The organism is Flavobacterium sp. JLP (genome assembly GCF_015350755.1).
GTDB lineage: Bacteria > Bacteroidota > Bacteroidia > Flavobacteriales > Flavobacteriaceae > Flavobacterium.
In genome coordinates, this window is record NZ_JADKPS010000021.1 from 1 (window position 1) to 559 (window position 559).

Consider the following 559-nt stretch of genomic DNA (forward strand, 5'->3'; position numbering starts at 1 on the left):
ACAGATTCTGTATTCAACTTCATAAGTTCCTGCCGGTGTATTAGCGTCAACTTTAACCGTTCCGTCTGCATTCAATGTCAGGCCAGCTGGAACAGTAACTGCTGTTAAAGTAACCTGTCCTGCGCTTGTTCCGATCAAAACCGGATTTCCGTTTAAGGTATCGTTTGCTGTTAATGAAACTGATGTAGTGCCTCCGATAGTTCCGTTTACTGAAGCTGCTGTTTCTGTAACTGCATCGATTATGGGAGCGCCGACTGTCACTTTCACCACTGCTGCCGCACAGTTTGACGGGTTTAATTTTTCACACACCTGGTAGGCAAACTCATAATCGCCTGCCGGAGCATTTGCTTTTAATTCAATTGTACCGTCTATATTTAGGCTTAAATATCCTTTTGGATCTGCTGTACTTACCGAAATATTTACTTCTGATAAATTAACTGCATTTCCGTCTTTTGTATCATTCGCTAAAACGTTTAATAATGTCTGAGGCTGGTTTGTTCCGGTAACCGAAGCCACAGTATCATCTTTTAAATCTAAGACTGAACCTGTCACCGAAACA

The 559-nt window shown here is 41.9% G+C and carries 1 pseudogene; it reads right to left on the reverse strand.

The window, feature by feature from the left end:
- Positions 1 to 559, reverse strand: a pseudogene (locus tag IRZ83_RS19420) (Ig-like domain-containing protein); the annotation flags it as partial.